Below are 15,915 nucleotides of genomic sequence, written 5' to 3' on the forward strand. Positions count from 1 at the left end.
GTTCGTGGGGCTCATGGGGCAACCTCGGATGATGTGGGCAGGTGTGTCGACGCCCAGGCCGACAGGTAGCAGTCCAGATACGGCTGGAGGGGCGGTTCGACGGCGACGCCGCGGAAGTCGATCCGTTCGCCGGAACGGGACAGGACGGCGTAGTCGTGGAAGCCGTCGCCGTCCGCGCGCATGGCCGGGTAGACGGCACCGGCGACGAACCCCTGGGCGAGGAAGGCCGAGAGGGCCTCGTGGTGCGCGAGCGGTACCAGGGCCTCGATGTAGCCGGCGCCCGCGCGGGCCAGGGCCCGGGTGACGGGTTCGAGGTGGGCCGCCGCGGCGGCCGGGTCGGGGTGGGCCGTCAGCAGGGAGCCGTAGCCGCCGGCGCGGTTGAGGTAGGCGTAGACCTCGAAGCGGCCGTCCTCGGGGGTGAGCAGTACGTTCGGCGTGTGGAGCGGGTAGAACCAGCCCTCGGCGCAGGGGAACCGCTCGCGGAAGCGGCGGCGGACGAAGGCCGGTGCCTCGATCACCTCCAGCCGTTCGACGGCCGCGTGCGGCGCGGGCGCCGGGAGCGGGCGCGCGGCGGCGCCGACCCCGGGATAGCCGATGCCGAGCGCGGACTCCGCGGTGCGCAGCAACGGCAGCAGCGCGGGCGGTACTTCGGTGACGGGGATCCGGCGGTCGAGCACCCCGTCGGCGTGACGCGCGTAGAGTGCGAGGGTTTCGCGGCTGCTGAGATCCACGGCGTTGGGCAGGATGCCCAGCGGGCGGAAGCCGTTGCGGGCCACGACGCGCTGCGGACCGGCGCTGACGGTGCGTACGGTCGCGTACACCGAGTCCAGTCGGCCCGTGTCCAGCATTCCGGCGCACAGGGCCTCGGTGAGGGCGGCGGCCAGGCCCGCCGAGCGGTGCTCGGGGTGCACGGCGATGCCCTCCAGCCGGCCGGTGCGGCTGCCCGCCTCGCCGCGGATGGCGGCGGAGGCGGCCAGGGACCCGGTGTCGGGGCAGCGGGTGACGAGCCACAGGGAGTGCGGGTCCGCGATGAGCCGGGCCATCTCGGCCGGGTCGGTGCCGAGGGCCACGGGGTAGTGCGGACCGTAGACGGCGTAGTAGAGCTGGCGCAGTTCGGCGATGTCCGCGCGGACGGCCGGGGCGATCACGGGGCTCATCGCTCGCCCCCGGAGGGCTTCGCCGCGGCGGGGTCGGGCGTACGGGACCCGAGCAGGGCCAGCGCGCCCGCCGCGGGGAGCAGGCCGATGCCCTGCACCAGGCAGAGCGTCTGCGGGGAGAGGAAGTCACCGGCGGTGCCGAACACCAGGGACGCCACCGGCAGGGAGGCGCCCAGGACGGCCTGCATCACGGCGAAGAAGCCGGGCTTGTCCGCCGTCGGCACCATCCGCTGGAACAGGGCGACGAAGCGGACGCTGACGGCTCCGGCGCACCAGCCGGCCACGGCGAGGCAGCCGGCTACGACGGGGCGCTGGGCGAACAGTCCGGGCAGCGCCAGGGCGAGGGCCATCAGGCCCAGGCACCAGGCGCCGGCGACCGTGGGCCGGCCGGGCACGCGGGTGCCGGTGAAGGCGCCGACGAGCGCGCCGGTGCCCAGGGAGGCCTCCAGCAGGGCCACGGTCCCGCCTCCGCCGAAGAGCACCGACCGGGTGTAGAGGGGGATGACGACGAACACGGCGGCGGTGAACAGGTTCGCCGCGGTGAAGCAGATCAGGATCCGCCGCACGGAGGGCAGTTCGGCCAGGATGCGGAGGAGCGGGCGCGAACGGGGCGGGCCGTCCGAGCCGTTCGTGTCGCCCGCGCCGTCCGTGTCGCCCGGGGCGGCGGTACGGAAGCGGGCGACCGCGACGAGCACGGCGGCGCCGAGGTAGGCGGCCGCGCAGCCGGCGGCCAGCCCGGCCACGCCCGCCCGGTCGACGGTCAGGGCGCCGAGCAGGGCTCCGGCGAGGCCGGCCAGGGACTGGGTGGACAGTTCGAAGCCGGTGGCCGTCTCGATGTCGGCGTCGTCGACGAGTTCGGGGACCGAGGTGGTCAGGCAGGGATCGAAGAACGCCTGGCAGGTCGCGAGGGCGAGGGCTGCGCCGTACACGCCGGCGAGCGGCAGGCCGCCGGCGTGGGCCCACAGCGCGAGGGCGCCCGACGCGGCCCCGGCCAGGCCTGCGGCGCTCCGCAGCACGCTGCGGTGGGGGAACCGGGCGATGGCCCCGGCCACGACGGGCGCGAGCGCCACGGCGGGCAGCGTGCAGGCCGCGAGGAACAGCCCGGAGGCCAGCCCGGGTGCCCCGGGCACGGCATGGGCGACGATCCACCAGGCCACGCCGACCTGGAACATGCGCACGGCGGCCTGGGTGAGGATCTGGCCGAGCCACACGGCGCCGAAGGCGCGGTTGCGCAGGACCAGCGGACGGCGCCGGGCGCCGGCCCCGGTGCCCGACCCGGTTCCGGTGCTCGCCCCGGTGCTCGTCCCGGGTGCGGGGACGGATGCCGCGGGTGCGGATGCGGGGACGGGTGCGGGGTCGGGCGAGGTGACGGGTGCGGCGGTCATGCGGTCGGCCTCTCGTCGAGGACGCGGACGAGCTTGCCCGAGCGCGGGTTGACGGCGAGGTCGCGGTGGCGCGCCCACTCCACGGACAGCGGGTGCACGAAGCCGGCACGCACGCTGTCCGGATACAGCGGCCGTACGGTCTCCAGTTCCGTGACGACGGCCGCGGCCAGCGCCTCACGCTCGCCCGCGGCCCGGCCGCGGGCGCCGTCGCCCGGAGCCGTCGCCAGCCGCAGGACGAGCCCGTCGCGGCCCTCCCAGCGGCGGACGACGAGCTGCATGCCGACCACCCGGCCCGCGGTGTCCGCCGCGGCCACGGCGTCCTGGGCGTCCTGTGTGTAGAGGGAGACGGGGCCCACGCGCACGCCCTCCTCGGCGCGCCCGAGGATCCTGAAGTGGCCCGGCCCGGTGCCGGTCCACTCGGCCCGGTCGCCGGCGGGGTAGCGGATGATCGGCATGAGGCGGCGGAAGAGGCTGGTGACGACGACCCGGCCCGGTCGCCCCGGCTGCGTGATCGGCTCGTCGGTGGAGTCGTCGAGGATCTCGACGACCGCGTACGGGGTGAAGGCCCGGTGCACCCGGGCGTCGGAGCCGGACACCGGGCGGCCGAGCAGGCCCGCGTCGACGCTGGCGTATCCGACGGAACGGACCTCGGCGCGGGGGAACGCGGCGGCCAGCAGACGCCGTTGGTCGTCGAAGAGTGCCTCGCCGCCGAAGAGGACCAACTCCACCGCATCGAGCCGGACATCGGACGAGAGGACCTGTTCGGCGAGCCGGCACAGGGTGGTGGGCGTGCCGGTCAGTACCTGGGCGGCGAGATCGCGCAGCGTGGGGATCGTCGACTCCGGCGGCGCGGCGCCGCCGACGGGCAGACGGACGTTGTCCACGGGCGCGTGGGCGAGCGAGTCGAGGACGAACAGGAAACTGGCGTACAGCTCCCCGGCGTAGAAGAGGTCGGCGACGCGGTGCCCCGGACGCAGACCGGTGTCCACGAGCCCCTGGCCGAAGGCGGTGACGAACGTGCGCCACTCGTCGCGGGTGTAGACGGAGAACTTGGGGGAGCCGGTGGTCCCGCCGGTCTTGTAGACCGTGGCCTCGCTGAGCGGGCCGGTCAGTACGCGGCTGTCGTGGAGGGCGTTGGCCGCCCAGAACTCCTGCTGGTCGACCACCGGAAGGTCGGTGAGGCGGTCGACGTGCGCCGGCAGGGACGCGTAGAGGTCGCGGTAGTAGGGCGAGTTGTGACGGGCGAAACGTATGAGGTCCGAGAGCTGCTGGGCGGACATGAGCCTTTGCCTGGGTGACGGGAACGGGAACGGGGACGGGAGTCACGGCGGGGCGCGGCCGGAGCGGGAACTCGCCTGCGCGATGGGGCCGGTGCGAACGGGGGACCCCCCGGCGCCCCCGCCTCCCTGCGACGCACGCCGAAAGCTGACGTGCAGTCATGATGATGAAACATCGTTCCGCGAATCACCTAATTGGCCAAATATTTCCGGCCAATGCGATCGTCTTCAACAAAAACTGCGATACGGGGCCGACTTCGACGGAGCGGACCTCAACTCAGCACGTAGCTGAAGGTGTACGCGACGGAGGTGTCGCCGTGGCGGTAGGTGAAGCCACCGGAGCCGGTCAGCCCGGCGAGGTCCCCGGTGCCGGAACCGGGCACCACCTCGAAGCGGCAGACGGTGCCGCCGGCGTCGAAGGTGCCGCGCTCCTCCAGCACGAAGCTGCCCTTGCGGCCGTCGAGGCTGCCGGCGACCAGCTCCATCCCGCTGTAGGAGCCGACGTTCTCCCCCGTGTAGGCGATCGTGTAGTCGCAGGCCGTCCCCGGGGCCTCGATCCCCCCGGTGAAGGCGTTGGTGACATGGGCGTGGGCGAGCCGCGGAACGGCGTCCGCGGCGCCGACGGGGCTCTCCTTCCAGTCGGCGAAGGTGAAGCGGCCGGCGGTCTCTACGGATGTGGGCATGACGGTCCTCTCGGTCGGCCGGGCGGACTCCCGCGTCCGGCGGTCGAAACAGCTCCCGCTGCGTCGTGCCTCCAGGCTGGCACCCGTACCTGACACCTTCTGTCAGGTACGGGTGACAATGGCGCCATGCGTGCCGACCGGCTTCTCTCCCTGCTCCTGCTGCTGCAGAACCGCGGCCGGATGACCGCGCCCCGACTCGCCGCCGAGCTGGAGGTGTCCGTGCGCACGATCCACCGCGACATCGACGCCCTCGGCGCGTCCGGCGTCCCCGTGCTCGCCGACCGCGGCCCGGCCGGCGGCTACCGCCTGGCCGAGGGCTACCGCACGCGCCTCACCGGCCTCACCGACAGCCAGGCCGACTCCCTCTTCCTGGCCGGCGCCCCCGCAGCCGCGCGGGAACTCGGACTCGGCGCCGATCTGGCCGCCGCCCAGCTGAAACTCCAGGCCGCGCTCCCGGCCGCACTCGCCGAACGCGCCCGCAGGATCCAGAGCCGCTTCCACCTCGACGCCCCGGCCTGGTTCCGGGAGGCCGACCCCGTCCCCCACCTCGCGCAGATCGCCCAGGCGGTCTGGGACCAGCACGTCCTGCGCACCCACTACCGCCGCTGGCGCGGCGAGGTCCGGCGCGACCTGCACCCCCTCGGCCTCGTACTGAAGGGCGGCATCTGGTACCTCGTCGCCGATGTCGAGGGCGCCGTACGGACCTACCGCGTCTCCCGGTTCCTCGCGGTGGACACGACGCAGGAGCGCTTCGAACGGCCCACCGGATTCGAACTCGCCGCCCACTGGCAGGAGTCCACCAGCCGCCTCGACGCCGCACTCCACCAGCAGACCGCCGAACTGCGCCTGTCCCCCTACGGCCAACGGCTGCTGCCGATGCAGTTCGGGGCGGCAGGCACCCGGGCGCTCGCCGACGCCGACCCGGCCGACGCGGACGGCTGGGTCCGGCTGCGCCTGAGCGTCGAGTCCCCCACCGTCGCCGTCGGCGACCTGCTCCGACTGGGCACCGAGGCCGAGGTGCTCGGCCCGCCCGAACTGCGCCGCGCCCTCGCCGAGACGGTCACCGCGCTCGCCGCCCGCTACGCCTGACACCGGCTCGCCGTGCCCGTGCGCACGGGGGAGGCCGGCGGGGTCGTGGCCGGGCCGATCCGCCTGGAGGACGCCCGCCCCCGTTCGCCCGCCCCCGTCACCGGCCGCACCCGCGACTACGCCAGGGCCCGCGGCGCAGCGACGGACATCGTCCTGCGCTCACCCCGGGCCGACCGGACGCCCGCCCGGCCCGCCCGGGGGCTCCACCTCGAGGAAACGGCGCCCCCGGGGGCCCCGGTACAGCAGGCACACCCAGCCGTGCCGCTCCAGTACGGCCGCGCAGGCCGTCAGCCGCTCCTGCTCCTCGCCGGCCGCGCCGCCGCCCGGCGGACCGAGCCAGGTCACCTCGGCCCGCCCGGACTCCGCGCCGGCCGCCACACGGTAGCCGTTGCGGGTCCGCCGTCCCTGCGCGTCCAGCGCCGACGGCGCGATCCCGGCCGCCTCCAGCACGAGGGCCACCGCGCGCGGCAGCTGCCGTACCTCCCAGGGCGCGGGAACCTCCGCGCCCGCCGGGCCTCCCACCACACGGCGGATCTGCAGCAGCCCCTCGTACGCCGTGCGGAGCTCCGCCTCACGCCGCCCGCCGGGCGGTGCGGGAGGGCCGTCGCCGCTCGCGGGCTCGAAACCCTGCCCGGCCACCGCCATCACCCACCACCCGCCCGTCCGTCTGAGTACCTCACGTGAGTACCTCACGCCCAACGGCCTGAGTATCCACCCCGATTCCCCGACGCCGCTCCGCTGCTGGAATGGGGACATGACTTCACAGGCCCCGGGCAGCACGACGACCGCCCGACCGCGCATGCAGCAGGTGACCACCGCGGGCTCCGCCCTGGCCGTGGCCCTGGTCCCGCTCGTGGTCGGCGTCCTGTTCGCCAAGGCGCTGGCCGCCGACCCGATGACCCCGGTCAACGCCCTGATCGCGGGCGGCGGCCAGCGGGCGGCGCTGCCGCGGGGCGAATGGAAGCGGCGCGGCCACACCACCGTGCGCAGGCTGCGCACCGCCCGGCGGGACACGGCCCGGCGGTGCGCCCGTGCCTGCGGACGCCGCCCCTGAGGGACCCGGTAGCCTCCCCGGCTCCTGACCCGGGGATCCGGGTCAGGAGCCGGCGGCCAGGGGCTCCTGGAGCTCGGTGACCCACTGCTCCCGGTCCTCCGGGCAGGCCAGGGTCAGCTCGCGCGCGTACCCGGCCGAGCGGTGCCCGTGCGCGTCGATCCAGCGCGCCAGCGCCTGTGCGGTCGGCAGGACCCCGTCCATCGGCCCGCGGTGCACGACGGTCGCGGCCCGCTCCACCGCGGGCAGCGTGACGATCCGTACCGCACCCCCGAGGTCCTCGGCCCGCACCGAGGCGGCCACCGGCAGTCCGGCGTGGACGAGGACGGCCCCCGCGGGCCCGGTGGCGGCCGCGTCCTCGTAGTAGGCGGTGCCGGGACCGGTCGGGACGACCCCGGCCTCCTCGATGCGGCGGCACAGCTCGTCGTAGAGCGGTCCGATGACCGGTCCGATGTCCTGCGGTTCGTAGCTCGCGGCCGTCCCGGTCAGCTCGGCGAGCCGGACGGGCGGAAGGCTCTTCACGACGATGTCGTCGGCAGGCATGGTTCCCTCGTTCTCGATGGTCCGGAGCCTCGCCTCGACCTGGACCAGCCGGGCCGCCGCGGCGGCCATGGCGGCCTCCAGCTCCGCCTGCCGCAGCCGCAGCATGCCGCGCAGCTCCTCCGCGCCCACCCGCTCGCCGAGGATCGCCCCCACCTCGTCGAGGCTGAAGCCGAGTTCCTTGAGCGCGATGACGCGGTTGAGGCGGGCGAGCTGCCCGGCCTCGTAGTGGCGGTAGCCGGTGAAGGGGTCGACACGCGCCGGGCGCAGCAGTCCGAGAGCGTCGTAGTGACGCAGCATGCGGACCGATACCCGGCCGTGCTTGGCGAAGTCTCCGATGGTGAACATGACGCGCTCCACTACAAGGTCTGACACAGGGAGAGGGTCAAGCGTCGCACCGGGCACGGACACGGTGGTCAGCGGCCGTACTGCCGCAGACACAGGTCGACGATGGACGGCGGCACCGTGCCCTCCGCGGCCGCGCACAACTGGTCCATGCGGGGCGGCGGGGCCGGCCGCCGCCGCGGGTGGGACGTCGCCTGACCGGGCACCCGCCCCCGCCGGGGAGGCGGCGCAGCCTTCGCCGGGCCGCGCCCGCGCGAAGGCTCCGGTTCCGGCTTCGACCCGGTGGCCGGCTTCCGGTCCGGGGCCGGGTCCAGGTCCGGAGCGGGCGTTGCGGCCGGGGGCAGCGGTCCCAGCGGCAGGGCGAGCGGCGTCGGGTCGTCGGGCGCCTCGGCGGGCGGTACGGACCCGCGTGCGGGGGAGGAGGCCGTGTCCTGCGGTCCGACGGAGACGCAGCCGGTGCTCGCGAGGAGCATGACGAGGGAGAGGGGCACGGCCCGGCGTAACTGCATCCGACCACCTTGCCGTACGGCGGGGCCGGCCCGGTCCCGCTCTCATGCCTGCGGGTGATGTCGGCCGGGCGGGAATGGCCGGGGCCCATGCAGGATTGGAACGGCAGTACGGGTGAAGGGGGAGGCGCGACCCCCGGCTCCCCGTGCCGTGGTGTCCTGCCCGCCGATCGCCCGTACGGAGAACCGAATCCATGACCTCAGCCGCCGCGCCCGGCAACAACCCCGCGCCGTCCCCCGAGTCCGGTCCGCCCGCTCCGCCCGGTCCGCCCGGTCCGCCCGGGGATCCGCAGTCCACGGCCCGGCCGGCGGCCGGACCGGCACCGGCACCGGGGAGCGGTGGCGGCGCGGGGTGGAAGGGCTGGGCGGCCGTGTGCGCCGTCTCGCTCGGCATCTTCTGCCTGATCACCTCCGAATTGCTGCCCGTCGGGCTGCTCACCCCCGTCGGGGCCGACCTCGGCGTGTCCGACGGGACCGCCGGTCTGATGGTCAGCGCGCCCGGGGTGGTCGCCGGGCTCTGCGCGCCGCTGGTCACCGTGGGCGCCGGCCGGCTCGACCGGCGGCTCGTGCTGTGCGTGCTCATCGCCCTGATGGTTGCCGCCAACCTCGCCGCCGCCGTCGCCCCGAACTTCGCCGTCGTCCTGGCGGCCCGGCTGCTGGTCGGAGTCAGCGTCGGCGGGTTCTGGGCCGTCGCCGGCGGACTCGCCGTACGCCTGGTGCCCGAGCGCCACGCCGGCCGGGCCACCGCGCTCGTCTTCGGCGGCGTCCCCACCGCCTCCGTGCTCGGTGTACCCGCCGGCACGCTGCTCGGCGAGGCCGGCGGCTGGCGTACCGCCTTCGCGGCGGTCGGCGCCCTCGGCCTGGTCACCCTGGCCGCCCTGCTCCTGCTGCTCCCCGCGCTGCCGTCGACCCGCCACGTCACCTTCCCCGAACTTCCCGCCCTGCTCCGCGAGAACCGCGCCGTGCGGGCCGGGGTCATCGTCACCTTCCTGGTGGTGACCGGTCAGTTCGCCGCCTACACCTTCGTGCGGCCGATCCTGGCGGACGTCTCCGGCATCGACGCCGAGTACGTCAGCACCCTGCTGCTCGGCTACGGCGTCGCGGGGGTCGCGGGCAACTTCCTGGCCGGGGCACGGGACCCGTACCGGACCCTGCTCGCGGTCAGTTCCTCCCTCGCCGTGGTCCTCGCGCTGATCGCCGTCCTTCCCGGACCGGTCGCCGGGACCGCCCTGCTGCTGGCCTGGGGACTCGTCTACGGAGGGGTCTCGGTGAGCGTGCAGGGCTGGATGATCAAGGCGGCTCCGGACGCGCCCGAGGCCGCGTCCTCGCTGATGGTGGCCATGTTCAACCTGGCCATAGCGGCGGGCGCGCTGTGCGGCGGCCTCGCGGTCGACGGCATCTCCGCCCCTGCCGCCCCGCTGGGCGGAGCCGCCCTGATGCTCGTGGCGGCCGGCACCGTGTGGGCGACGGCGATCCGCCGCAGGTCCGGAACGCCCACCTGACCGACAGATCGGATGGATGGGTGCGGATCGGACATCCGGCTTGACCGGAACCCTGCTGGAGGGAAAGAGTGCGCCGATCAAGGATCACTGCTCGAGCCGCACTTCGGAGATGCATCAGATGTCCCTGTCCACGCCCGGCGCCCTCGCCGCCGGCGCGGCCCCGGCTCCCGCCGCCCGGCGGCGCGGAGCCTGACCGACCGGGTGGGGGCCGGCACCGCACCGCCGCGCCGGCCCCCGTCCCAGTCGGGAGACCACCATGCCCCAGGACCCTGATGAGAGCCGGCTCCTCCCCGAGGACCACCTGCTCGTACGCCCGTACGTCGCCCCCTCCGGCGGGCCGCCCCGGCCGACGGCCCCCGCGCCCGCACCCGCCTGGTCGCAGCCCGGCCCCCTCGCCTTCCCCGGCCCGGCGGGCGTCCCGGCCCCCGCGGCCGCCGCCCCGCTACCCGTTCCCGTTCCCGTTTCCCCTCCGGCCCGCGCGGCCGCACGGAGCCGTCTCCCCTTCGCCGTGACCACCCTGCTCGCGCTCGCCGCGGTGGGCGCCCTGGTGCTCCTGCTGAGCGGCCCGGACCCGCGTCCGCCCCGCGCCGGGGCGCCCGCCGAGCTGTCCGTTCCGGTGCTCCCCGAGCGCAGCCCGGACGCCGCCGCCGACACCGGGGCACCCGCGCCCACCGCGTCCGTACGGCCCATTGCGCCCTCCGCGTCCCCCTCGCCCCCGTCCACCGGCCGCGCCCCGCAACCGCCGGCCGCGCCGAGCCCTTCGGCCACCGGCTCGCCGGCCTCGCCCGGTACGCTGCGCATGGGGGACAGCGGCCCCGAGGTGCGCGCCCTGCAGGAGCTGCTCCACGGCCAGGGGTTCACGTACGTCTCCGTCACCGGGGTCTTCGACAACCAGACCAAGCGCGGCGTCAGCCAACTCCAGCGCGACCGCTCGATCAAGGGCGACCCGAACGGCGTCTACGGCCCGGCCACCCGGGCGGCCATGAGCTGACACATCTCGGGGCGGGCCGACGGCAACCGCCTACCGCCCGCCGTCTTACTCGCTCGTCGTTTCGTCCCTCTCGTCGGATCCCCTGGCTCCGCGCCGCCGCTGCCGGGCACGGAAGGCCGCGGCCGCTGCTGCCACGAGGGCAGCAGTCGCAAGCTGTGCGGGGAGCTCGGTCAGCAGGCCGTGGGCCAGCAGGTCGATGGAGTGCTGGAGTGATGTGGACATCAGTGGATCGCTCCTGGGTGTGGGAGTGCCGGATTCCGCCGGCAATCGTGGGTCTCTCTTCGACGTTGGGCGGTGCTCAACACACTTCATCTGCTGAGATGGACGAGTCCAGTTGTCCGGGCGAAGACCTGTACAACGCCGAACAACTCCGGTTGTCCGCCTACATGTCAGGGGGAGAGGTGCCAAGAGGAGGCCAGAGGCGAACCCGTCCTTGGGGACCGGAGCGAGGGGCGACAGAAGCGGCCAACCAGTTGGCACGCCTCCTGCGGAGCTGGCTCGACGATGCGGACATGCGCGTCGACGACGTCGTGGCTGAGATGAAGCCCGAGCACTTCACCAGCGGTCGTGTGCCAAGCCGCACCACGGTGTCCGATCGGCTGGCCGGCATCGGCATCAAGGACGACTTCATACAGGCCCTGGCCGACATCTGCTCGCAGGACGTCCGTGGCCGTGAACGCCTGATGCAACAGGTCGAGGCTCTTGGGGACGGTACGCCTTTCCCCCGGCCCGCGGTGTCCTCCCCCCGAGGAACCGTGGAGGGCATCGCCGCGGAGCTCGTCCTCGTTCAGAAGAGGTCCCTGGACGTCTCCGACCGGCTCACTCGGGCCATGGAGCGGGCAACAGAGCTCGAGCGGGAGCGCAACAGCGCGAATCACATGGTCCTGCTGCTCCTGACCATGGTGGACGCTCTTCAGCGTGACATCGCCATGCTGGCCAGAGAGCGTGATCGGCTCCAGGCGTCTGCCGGTGTGCAGTCGCTGGACGACGTCGAGGCGCGTCTGCTGCGGAGTGCGGATCAGCGAACCATCGCCGAATCCGAGCTCAACTGGGCCAAGGAGGAGCGTGGAAGAGCGGACCTCCTTGCTGAAGAAGCCGCTGACCAGGTACGGGCACTCACCGAGGAATTGGAACGCCTGCGCGGACAGGTGCAAGCGTCCGAAATCGACCCGATCCCCGAGGCGCGTCCAGAGCTGCTGGGGGATGGCCTGGGCAGCAACTCGTGGGACATTGACGAGGCTTTGGCCAAGGCTGAGCGTCATCTGGAGGACAGGGCCGATCGGCTCGATCGAATCGCAGCGGAGATGGATCGGGACAACCTGTCGGACAACCCGCTGACCGGCACCTTTGCCCCGGACAACCGGGCTCCCGAACCTGCCGGTTCAGCCGGTTCCGCGGCGTCCCCGCCCTTCCTCGAACCAGCGGGGGAGCCGGCAGGCGGCTCTGCTCTTCAGGAGGCCCTCAGGAACCTGGCCTTCGCGAGCATTTCCTCGGGCCCCGCCACATTTGTCGAAGCGATCACGGATCTGCGGGAGAAGGGGTCCGACGGCGCCGCTGACGGGATCATCGGGATCGTGGGAAGAGAAGCCGCGCCTGCAGTCATCCCAGCGCTGGTCACCAGTCTCCTGAGCGAGGGACGTGAAGGGGACTGCATGAGGCTCTTGGCTGCCGTAGGTGAACAAAGGGAGCCGTTGGCTCTGGTGCTGGAGGCGCTGCACCGGCACGGTCTCACCGACGCAGCGTTCGAGGTTCTGGATGCAGTTGGGCGTGGAAGGCCGCCGGCCATGGTGGGACCCGTGCTGATGGACCTCGACAGGGCGGGTCGGGCGCGGGTCATCGCGGCCGCCGGGACGGGGCGCCCTTCCGATGAGCTTCGCCTGCTGAAGGAAGAACTTGACAAAGCAGGTTGGACCTCGGAGGGCGACGTCCTGCACGACGAGTACCTGTACCGGCGTCGTAGGGATTCCACGCCGACGGCGGACGCTTCCGTGCTGATCGGGAACAGCGGTGCTGCTGTTGCTTCATCTCGTGAGCAAAGCCCGCCGCCGCCCGCTTATGGCCTTCCCCTCTCGACTCGTGTGCGAGCGACAGGTGGCAGACCCCGGGGGAACAGGTCCGGGAATCATCTCCGCGTCCACGAGGCTTGTGAATCGAACATCCAGATCCACCTGATCGCGAGGATCCTGAATTTTCCCTTCGACTACACGACCTCGCTGGTGATGGACCTCCTCCATGACAACGCTCTTCGTGTGGTGACGGTGAGCGACTGACAGGGTCTCTCCTGCCGCAGGATCAGCGGCCGCCGGAGACCCGGAGCACGGTGCCCGTCGTGTACGAGGCGTCCGCGGACAGCAGCCAGGCGATCGCCCCGGAGATCTCCTGCGGCAGGCCGGGCCGCCCGAGGGGGATCGAGGCCGCGAGCCGGGCCGGCCGGTCGGGGTCGCCCATCGCCGCGTGCATGTCCGTCTCGATGGTGCCCGGGGCCACGGCATTGACCCGGATCCCGTCCGGGCCGAGTTCCTTCGCGAGCCCCACGGTGAGCGCGTCGGTGGCGGCCTTCGTCGCCGCGTAGTGCACGTACTCCCCGGGGCTGCCGAGGGTCGCGGCCGCGGAGGAGACGTTCACGATCGCCCCGCCGCCGCCCTCCGTCATGTCCCGGGCGGCCCGGCGGCAACACAGCAGGTATCCGAGGAGATTGACCTCCAGGACCCGGCGCAGATCCTCGGTCCGGGCATCGGCGAGCCGGCCCAGCGGGCCGGTCACCCCGGCGTTGTTGACCAGCCCGGTCACCCGGCCGAGTTCGGCGCCGGCGATGTCGAAGAGCCGCTCGACGGCGCACTCCTGCGAGACGTCACCCCGTACGGTCACACAGCGGGCCCCGGCGGCCCGCACCTGAGCCGCCACCGCCTCGGCCGCGGCCTCGTCGCGGGTGTAACCCAGCGCCAGGTCATGTCCGTCGGCGGCCAGCCGCAGACAGGTCGCCGCACCGATGCCCCTACTGCCGCCGGTGACCACGGTGACGGGACGAGGTGACATGGGGGCCTCCTGGGTGCTGCGGAAGTGGAGCGGGGCGGGCAGGCTAACACCGTGATATTCGCTGGACCAGCGGAAATGGCGGGAAGCAGAGTGGTCGTCAACGACGCGCCGCAGCAACGGGCGCCGTCGTCACACCCCTTGACCGTTGTTGGAGCCGCCCCATGTCGACCCTGCGAGTCACCGCCGAAGAGCTGACCGTCCACGAGCACCCGAACGCCGACGCGCTGGAACTGGCCCAGGTGGGCCTGTACCGCGCCGTGATCGCCAAGGGTGCCTACCGCACGGGCGAGTTCGCAATCTACATACCCGAACAGGCCGTCCTGCCCGCCGATCTGATCGAGGAGCTCGGGCTCACCGGGCGGCTCGCCGGCAGCTCAGCCGACCGGGTCAAGGCGGTCCGGCTGCGCGGCGAACTCTCGCAGGGACTCGTGTGCAGGCCGCGCGCGCTCGCCGACGTCGACCTGGGCCGGGCGGCCGAGGAGGGAACGGACTTCGCGGAGCTGCTCGGCATCACCAAATGGGCGCCGCCCATCCCCACGACCATGAGCGGTGACGTCGAGGCCGCCGCCGACCTGCTGCCCTGGGTCGACATCGAGAACCTCCAACGCTACCCGCACATCTTCGAGCCCGGCGAGCCCGTCGTCCTCACCGAGAAACTGCACGGCACCGCCTGCCTGTTCACCTATGCGGCCGAGGGCGAGCGGTCCTTCGTCTCCTCCAAGGGGTTCGGCTCCAAGGGGCTGGCGCTCAAGGAGGACGAGCGCAACGTCTACTGGCGGGCCGTACGGGGCCACGACCTGCCGGCCGTCGCCGCGACCCTGGCCGAGCGCCTCGGCGCGACCCGGGTCGGGATCTTCGGCGAGGTGTACGGCAAGGGCGTCCAGGACCTCTCCTACGGGACCGACGTGCGCACCGCCGACACTCCGCCCGGGTACGCCGTCTTCGACGTGTCCGCCGAGATCGACGGACAGGTGCGCTGGCTGGACCCGGCCGCCGTACTGACGGACGGCGAGCTCCCGCTGGTACCACGGCTGTACGAGGGCCCGTACGACCTCGACACGGTGCTGGAGCTGGCCAGCGGCCGCGAGAGCGTCTCCGGGAAGGCCGTGCACCTGCGCGAGGGCGTCGTCATCCGGCCCTCGGCCGAGCGGTACAGCCCGGTCACGGGCGGCCGGGCCATCGCCAAGGCCGTCAGCCCGGCATACCTGACCCGCAAGGGCGGCACCGAGTACGAGTGACCGCCCCGCGGCGGCCGGCCCGACGGGCCGCGCCACGCCACGCCGCGCCGCGCCCGCCCCGCCTCGTGGGGCGGGCGCTTCGTGCATGGTGGGATGAGCCGGGGGCGGGTTCCACCAGCACACGGAGAGGTCGGGTACATGTCCCAGTCGGGCGGCAGCAGCCAGGAAACCATGCGGGCGATGGCGTACGAGACGTACGGCGGGACGGAGGTGCTCTCCGATACCCGGCTGCCGATGCCCAAGGTCGGGCCCGGCGAGGTCCTCGTCAGGGTCAGGTGCGCCTCCGTCAACCCCGTCGACTGGAAGATCATGGCGGGCGGGCTCGACCCCCTGATGGACGTCTTCTACCCGGTGGTGCCCGGCTGGGACGTGTCCGGCACCGTCGAGCGGGTCGGCATCGACACCCCCGAGTACGCCGAGGGCGACGAGGTCATCGCCTACGCCCGCAAGGACTACGTGCACGGCGGGACCTTCGCCGAGTTCGTCACCGTGCCCGTCCGCGCGCTCGCGCACAAGCCCGCCTCCCTCGACTGGGCCGAGGCCGCCGGACTCCCGCTCGCCGGGCTCACCGCCTACCAGCTGCTCACCCGCCTCGGCACCGGCAAGGACGACACCGTCCTCATCCACGGTGCGGCGGGCGGCGTCGGCTCCTTCGGCGTGCAGATCGCCCGCGCCCTCGGCGCCCGGGTCATCGGAACCGCCTCCCCGCGCAACCACGACCGGGTGCGCGAACTCGGCGCCGAACCGATCGAGTACGGGGACGGGCTGGCCGAGCGCGTCCGCGCCCTCGTGCCCGACGGCCCCACGGTCGTCGCGGACTTCGTCGGCGGCGTCGGCGCCGTCACCCGGGAGGTGCTCCACGACGACGGCCGGCACGCCTCCATCGCCGACCCCAGCGTCCTCGGGGCGGGCGGCGAGTGGATGTGGGTCCGCCCGGTCGGCAGCGACCTGGCCGAACTGGCCCGGCTCGCCGACAGCGGACAGCTGAAGGTCCCGGTCGCCAAGACGTTTCCGCTGGGCGAGCTGGCGGCCGCCTTCGAACTGAGCCAGGGCGGCCACACCGCAGGAAAGATCATCATCGAGGTCCGGCCCGCGTGACGCACGAACCCTGAGGC

At 73.5% G+C, this 15,915-nt stretch carries 16 protein-coding genes; 7 read left to right on the top strand and 9 right to left on the bottom strand.

Features of this window, described 5'->3' with window-relative positions:
* Window positions 1-11: 11 nt before the first annotated feature.
* The 4 genes from B6R96_RS32380 to B6R96_RS32395 form a co-directional block, all read right to left on the bottom strand.
* A complete protein-coding gene (locus B6R96_RS32380; protein ID WP_107475626.1) occupies window positions 12-1,157 on the bottom strand; it encodes a GNAT family N-acetyltransferase in 1,146 nt (381 codons plus the stop codon).
* On the bottom strand, window positions 1,154-2,542 hold the full coding sequence (locus B6R96_RS32385) for an MFS transporter (protein WP_081524447.1): 1,389 nt from the start codon (window positions 2,540-2,542) through the stop codon (window positions 1,154-1,156). The genes B6R96_RS32380 and B6R96_RS32385 overlap by 4 nt, the downstream gene beginning before the upstream one ends.
* The gene (locus B6R96_RS32390; protein WP_081524448.1) at window positions 2,539-3,822 is read right to left on the bottom strand and encodes a phenylacetate--CoA ligase family protein; all 1,284 of its coding nucleotides are present in this window, start codon (window positions 3,820-3,822) and stop codon (window positions 2,539-2,541) included. Before B6R96_RS32390 ends, B6R96_RS32385 begins: the two co-directional genes overlap by 4 nt.
* Window positions 3,823-4,091: 269 nt before the next feature.
* Complete coding sequence (locus B6R96_RS32395; RefSeq protein WP_081524449.1) at window positions 4,092-4,502, bottom strand: DUF3224 domain-containing protein; 411 nt, start codon at window positions 4,500-4,502, stop codon at window positions 4,092-4,094.
* Between the two features lie 126 nt (window positions 4,503-4,628).
* Here B6R96_RS32395 and B6R96_RS32400 point away from each other — a divergent pair, with 126 nt between their 5' ends.
* On the top strand, window positions 4,629-5,591 hold the full coding sequence (locus tag B6R96_RS32400) for a helix-turn-helix transcriptional regulator (RefSeq protein ID WP_081524450.1): 963 nt from the start codon (window positions 4,629-4,631) through the stop codon (window positions 5,589-5,591).
* A gap of 159 nt (window positions 5,592-5,750) precedes the next feature.
* Here the strand turns inward: B6R96_RS32400 and B6R96_RS32405 are convergent, their stop codons facing one another.
* Window positions 5,751-6,236, bottom strand: coding sequence for a hypothetical protein (locus B6R96_RS32405; RefSeq protein ID WP_081524451.1), 486 nt, complete (start codon window positions 6,234-6,236; stop codon window positions 5,751-5,753).
* A 109-nt stretch (window positions 6,237-6,345) separates the two neighbouring features.
* Here B6R96_RS32405 and B6R96_RS32410 point away from each other — a divergent pair, with 109 nt between their 5' ends.
* Window positions 6,346-6,645 (top strand): hypothetical protein, encoded by a 300-nt coding sequence (locus B6R96_RS32410; RefSeq protein WP_037859045.1) that lies wholly within the window; start codon window positions 6,346-6,348, stop codon window positions 6,643-6,645.
* Between the two features lie 42 nt (window positions 6,646-6,687).
* Here the strand turns inward: B6R96_RS32410 and B6R96_RS32415 are convergent, their stop codons facing one another.
* Together B6R96_RS32415 and B6R96_RS32420 are read right to left on the bottom strand one after the other, a co-directional pair.
* Window positions 6,688-7,530: a MerR family transcriptional regulator gene (locus B6R96_RS32415; RefSeq protein WP_081524452.1), complete on the bottom strand. Its 843-nt coding sequence runs from the start codon at window positions 7,528-7,530 to the stop codon at window positions 6,688-6,690.
* A gap of 68 nt (window positions 7,531-7,598) precedes the next feature.
* Window positions 7,599-8,036: a hypothetical protein gene (locus tag B6R96_RS32420; RefSeq protein ID WP_081524453.1), complete on the bottom strand. Its 438-nt coding sequence runs from the start codon at window positions 8,034-8,036 to the stop codon at window positions 7,599-7,601.
* A gap of 191 nt (window positions 8,037-8,227) precedes the next feature.
* Here B6R96_RS32420 and B6R96_RS32425 point away from each other — a divergent pair, with 191 nt between their 5' ends.
* Both B6R96_RS32425 and B6R96_RS32430 read left to right on the top strand, forming a co-directional pair.
* A complete protein-coding gene (locus B6R96_RS32425; protein ID WP_081524454.1) occupies window positions 8,228-9,535 on the top strand; it encodes an MFS transporter in 1,308 nt (435 codons plus the stop codon).
* A 256-nt stretch (window positions 9,536-9,791) separates the two neighbouring features.
* A complete protein-coding gene (locus B6R96_RS32430) occupies window positions 9,792-10,526 on the top strand; it encodes a peptidoglycan-binding domain-containing protein (protein WP_081524455.1) in 735 nt (244 codons plus the stop codon).
* A 45-nt stretch (window positions 10,527-10,571) separates the two neighbouring features.
* Here B6R96_RS32430 and B6R96_RS37390 read toward each other — a convergent pair whose 3' ends face one another.
* A complete protein-coding gene (locus B6R96_RS37390) occupies window positions 10,572-10,748 on the bottom strand; it encodes a hypothetical protein (RefSeq protein WP_159396394.1) in 177 nt (58 codons plus the stop codon).
* A 290-nt stretch (window positions 10,749-11,038) separates the two neighbouring features.
* On the opposite strand from B6R96_RS37390, the gene B6R96_RS32435 reads away from it, so the two are divergent.
* Window positions 11,039-12,796 carry a hypothetical protein gene (locus B6R96_RS32435; RefSeq protein WP_159396395.1) on the top strand — a complete coding sequence of 586 codons (1,758 nt, stop codon included), beginning with the start codon at window positions 11,039-11,041 and terminating at the stop codon, window positions 12,794-12,796.
* A gap of 22 nt (window positions 12,797-12,818) precedes the next feature.
* Here B6R96_RS32435 and B6R96_RS32440 read toward each other — a convergent pair whose 3' ends face one another.
* On the bottom strand, window positions 12,819-13,562 hold the full coding sequence (locus B6R96_RS32440) for an SDR family oxidoreductase (RefSeq protein WP_053705241.1): 744 nt from the start codon (window positions 13,560-13,562) through the stop codon (window positions 12,819-12,821).
* 161 nt (window positions 13,563-13,723) lie between these two features.
* Between B6R96_RS32440 and B6R96_RS32445 the strand changes: the two genes are divergently transcribed.
* Window positions 13,724-14,800, top strand: coding sequence for an RNA ligase (ATP) (locus B6R96_RS32445; RefSeq protein ID WP_081524457.1), 1,077 nt, complete (start codon window positions 13,724-13,726; stop codon window positions 14,798-14,800).
* A 171-nt stretch (window positions 14,801-14,971) separates the two neighbouring features.
* The gene (locus B6R96_RS32450) at window positions 14,972-15,898 is read left to right on the top strand and encodes an NADP-dependent oxidoreductase (protein WP_081525357.1); all 927 of its coding nucleotides are present in this window, start codon (window positions 14,972-14,974) and stop codon (window positions 15,896-15,898) included.
* The last annotated feature ends 17 nt before the right edge of the window (window positions 15,899-15,915 follow it).

Origin of the sequence: Streptomyces sp. Sge12 (genome assembly GCF_002080455.1) — a bacterium.
Taxonomy (GTDB): Bacteria; Actinomycetota; Actinomycetes; order Streptomycetales; family Streptomycetaceae; genus Streptomyces.